2 protein-coding genes are annotated in these 940 nt (G+C 73.9%); both read right to left on the bottom strand.

Annotated elements, in window-relative coordinates; all coding sequences use genetic code 11:
• Window positions 1-318: flagellar hook assembly protein FlgD (locus I59_RS00035; RefSeq protein WP_022902114.1), on the bottom strand; the 318-nt coding region annotated here is incomplete at its 3' end.
• A gap of 24 nt (window positions 319-342) precedes the next feature.
• Window positions 343-813 (bottom strand): flagellar hook-length control protein FliK, encoded by a 471-nt coding sequence (locus I59_RS00040; protein ID WP_022902115.1) that lies wholly within the window; start codon window positions 811-813, stop codon window positions 343-345.
• Window positions 814-940 lie beyond the last annotated feature (127 nt).

The following is a 940-nucleotide window of genomic DNA, read 5'->3' on the forward strand; positions in this document are numbered from 1 at the left end:
TCCCGTGGTCGCGTCGGTGTAGCTGACCTGCTTCCCGACGAGCTTCGCGGCGGCGATCCGCATCTGCAGCGAGAAGTTCTCGTTCGCCGTCGTGGTCTGGTTCGTGATCTGCTCCATCATCGCGAGCTGCGTCTGCTGGGAGATCATCTGGTTGGTGTCCATCGGCGAGGACGGGTCCTGGTTCCGGAGCTGCGTGACGAGCAGCTTCATGAACACCTCGGAGTCCATCGTCTGCGACCGCGAGGACGACTGGTTCGCCGCGAGGGCCGCCGCCTGGGTGGCCGGGTCGACCGAGCCGGTGATGCCGTCGAGTGGCATGGTGTGGTCCTTTCGTGCCGTCGCTCAGGCGAGGACGTCGAGGCCCGCGGTGCGGACGGTGGTCGTGGACGGGGTGCGGAGCGTGGCGGGACCGGGTCGGGCCTCCCGGTCGTCGGTGGCCACCCGCACGCCGCCGGCCGGACGCTCGTCGCGGCGCGGGGCGGAGTCGGGGTGGTTCTGCGAGGACAGGTCGAGCGTCGTGGACAGCCCGGTGCCGGCGGCGTCGCGGCGGAGGTCCGGGAGGACCTGCCGCACCGCCTCGCGACCGGCGTCCGAGGGCGCGTAGAGCTCCACGTGCATGCTGTGCGCGGAGACGTGCGCGCGCACGGTGACGGGACCGAGCGCGTCGGGGGTCACCTGGACGGTGACGACGTGCTCACCCGGTCCGGCCTGCGCGAGCGAGAACAGCGGGCGTGCGAGCTGCTGCGCGAACGCGGTCGGTGACGCGTTCGCCGTCGCGGAACCGGAGGGTGCCGCGACGGGCGCAGCGGCCACCGTCGGGGGTCGGGGACGCGACCGTCGCCGCGGTCGCGCGGGTCCCGTCGACGGGCTGGAGGCCCGGCTCGGCCCCGGCGGGAGCCCGTCCGTCGGTCCCGGTGCGGGTCCGCCACCGCCCGTGCGG

It is taken from the genome of Curtobacterium sp. B8 (assembly GCF_000333315.1).
In the GTDB taxonomy this organism is placed as follows: Bacteria; Actinomycetota; Actinomycetes; order Actinomycetales; family Microbacteriaceae; genus Curtobacterium; species Curtobacterium luteum.